Here is a 3,168-nt window from a genome sequence, read left to right as displayed (position 1 = left end):
AATCTGTACCGCGGCGGCATCGACAAGGCCAACGAGCAGGAACAGATCCGCCGCACCAGCGAGCAGCGTCTTGCGCTGCACCAGGTGCTGCGCGAAATCGAGGAAGCCGTCCGCACCTCGTGGGACCGACGCTTCCGCCAGGCGGATCTCGCAAAGACGCTGCGGCAGCAGGCAGCCACCAACGAAAAGCTCGTCGCGTCCTATCGCGAACAGTTCAAGGTCGGACAGCGCTCGCTGCTCGATGTGCTCGATGCCCAGAACACGCGCTTCAACACCGCGACACTGGCCGACACGTCGTCCTACGCATCGCTGTTCGCGGAATACCGGCTGCTGGCCGCGACCGGCGAATTGCTGAAGACGCTCAACATCCAGCCGGCCAAGCAGTCCGCGGCCTACGCTCGTGAGGAATTCGGTGTGCCGGCCACGGCCGATACCGAGACCTATGCGCGCACGCCGTCGGAGCAGAAGAACGATCTGCCGTTCGACATCCTCGCGCCGGTCAGGAAAAAGTAGACGATGTAAGCATCGATCTTGCAGTCCTTCGGGGCGGATCGTGAACCAACAACCTCATATCTTATCGCCCAAGGAGGCTTTCAAAGCCTGCTTCTGCGCTGTTGCGGCCTATCTCGGCAGGCCGAGCGCGGAAACGGTGCTGTTTGCCGGCGTGCCGATTTCGGAGACGCGCATCGAGCCGGATGAAATCCGCCATCTGGCCGAGCGCATCGGACTGGAGGTCCAGGATTTCAGCCATCGCGATTTCCTGCGCGGCCGCTTCGATCTCCCGGCGATTGTCTTCCGCGTCAGCCAATTGCCGATCGCGCTGCTGGCGGAAGTGGAGGGCGGGCAATATCTGACGGCGCCCCAGGAAAACGGCCGCACCACGATCGACAGGGCGGAACTCGCCGAGAACTACATCAGCGGCGGCACGTCCTTTTCGATCACCTATGGCAACACGGCCGAAGAGATGACCGTCGGCACGGCCGCGCGGATCGAAAGGCGCCACTGGCTGACCGGCACCATGGGGGCGTTCTGGCGCACCTATTCCAAGGTGGTGCTGTCGGCGGTCTTCATCAATCTTTTGGCGATCGCCTCGCCGATCTTCACCATGAATGTCTACGACCGCATCCTGCCGAACAAGGCGATCTCCACGCTTTGGGTGCTGGCGCTCGGCATCGGCGCGGCCATCCTGTTCGACCTGCTGCTCAAGACGGCCAGGGCGTCGCTGATCGACTATGCCGGACGCAAGGCGGATTTGCGGATATCCTATCTGCTGTTCGAAAAGGTGCTGAATTCCTCGCTTTCGGCCCGGCCCGGATCGACCGGCGAATACGCAAACCGTGTCACGCAATACGAGTTCGTGCGCGAGTTCTTCACCTCGAACACCATCAGCGTCTTCATCGACACGATGTTCGTGTTCGTCTTCCTGGCTGTGATCTATGCCATCGGCGGCTGGCTGGTGATCATACCGGCGCTGGCTTTCATCATCTCCGTCATCGTCGGGCTGATGACGCAGCGGCGGATCGGCAAGCGGGTCGCGGCCTCGATGAACGAGGCATCGCAGCGCCAGGCCCTGCTGGTCGAATCCATTTCCACGCTGGAGACGATCAAGTCGCTGCGCGCCGAGGCCTATCTGCTGCGCAAATGGGGCGAGCACTCGAAGAACGCGGCCAACACCTCGGAGAAGATCAAGGAGCTCTCGGCGGCGGCAGGCAACATCACCGGCGCCATCCAGCAATTCGTGACAGTCGCCCTGGTTGTGGCCGGCGCCTATGCCTTCTCCGAGGGACAGGTCTCGACGGGCGCCATCATCGGCACCGTGATGCTCGCCGGCCGCGCCGTGGCGCCGCTCGGCCAGATCGCGATCACGCTTGCGCGTTTTCGGCAGGCCATGCTGTCGCTCAGGATCATCAACACGATCATGTCGCAGCCGGAGGACCGCCCCGACACGGTCGGTTTCGTCAACCGGCCGATCCGCAGCGGCGCGCTCGTCTTCAGGAATGTCGGTTTCGCCTATCCCGGCACGGAAAACGAGGTTCTGAGCGGGCTCAACATCACGGTCAGGCCCGGCGAGCGGGTGGGCATCATCGGCCGCATCGGTTCCGGCAAGACCACGATGGGCCGCCTGATCGGCCGGCTTTTCCTGCCCACGTCGGGGGAACTGCTCATCGACGGCATCGACATCCGCCAATACCATCCGTCGGAGGTTCGCGCCGCGGTCGGCATCGTCGCGCAGGCCGGCGACCTGTTTTCGGGAACCATCAAGGAGAACCTCCTGATGGCGGCGCCGGAAGCGACCGACGGGGAGATCATCGACGCGGCGAAGGCCGCGGGCGTCGACGACTTCGTCTCGCGGCACCCGCGCGGCTACGACATGAATGTCGGCGAGCGCGGCACCAATCTCTCGGGCGGGCAAAGACAGTCGGTGGCAATCGCCCGGCTGCTTTTGACGAAGCCGACGATCGTCTTCCTCGACGAGCCGTCGGGTTCGATGGACCTCGCCTCGGAACGGCAGTTGATCAAGCAGCTCAAGGTGGCGTTCGACCGCAACACGACGCTGATCGTATCGACCCATCGCTACAGCATGCTGGAGCTTGCCGACCGCCTCATCGTCATCGAGCAAGGCCGCGTCGTCGCCGACGGGCCAAAGGAACAAGTCATCCAGGCGCTGCAGAAAGGCAGTGCCTGACCGGAACGCAGACATGCTTGCAAGGGAAGACCGGCCACCTCTTTTCGCCTCCGCGTCCGTCTACATCGTCGGCGCCCTGTTCGTGTGCTTCACGGGCTGGGCATCATTTGCCGAGGTGGACGAGATCGCGCGCGGCGAAGGCAAGGTGATACCCGCCTCGAAGACGCAGGTCATCCAAGCCAGCGAACCCGGCGTCGTGCAGGAGATCGCCGTCCAGATCGGCCAGACCGTCAAGAAGAACGACCTCATCATCCGTCTCGACAATTCGGGCAACACGTCGAGCCTGGGCGAGGAGAAGGCCAAGGCGCGAGCGCTGCAGGCACGCATCGCGCGGCTGCAGTTCGAGCAGAGCGGCAATGTCGAAGGGGCCTTCCCCTGCCCCACGGAAATCCAGACGGTTGCGCCGGAAATTTGCGACAACGAGCAAAAGCTGCTCGTCGCGCGCCGCGACAATTTCGAGGTCAAGTTGTCGGTTCTCAAAT

The 3,168-nt window shown here is 63.3% G+C and carries 3 protein-coding genes; all 3 read left to right on the top strand.

The window, feature by feature from the left end:
- Positions 1-513 (top strand): TolC family protein (locus EOA27_RS29105; RefSeq protein ID WP_189562147.1); only part of this gene is annotated, 513 nt, incomplete at its 5' end.
- A 40-nt stretch (positions 514-553) separates the two neighbouring features.
- Complete coding sequence (locus EOA27_RS29100; RefSeq protein ID WP_126079109.1) at positions 554-2,686, top strand: type I secretion system permease/ATPase; 2,133 nt, start codon at positions 554-556, stop codon at positions 2,684-2,686.
- A gap of 13 nt (positions 2,687-2,699) precedes the next feature.
- A partial coding sequence (locus EOA27_RS29095; RefSeq protein ID WP_245491189.1) for an HlyD family secretion protein occupies positions 2,700-3,168 on the top strand: 469 nt, incomplete at its 3' end.

Source organism: Mesorhizobium sp. M2A.F.Ca.ET.037.01.1.1, assembly GCF_003998075.1.
Classification (GTDB): domain Bacteria; phylum Pseudomonadota; class Alphaproteobacteria; order Rhizobiales; family Rhizobiaceae; genus Mesorhizobium.
This window is presented reverse-complemented; position numbering and strand designations above follow the sequence as displayed.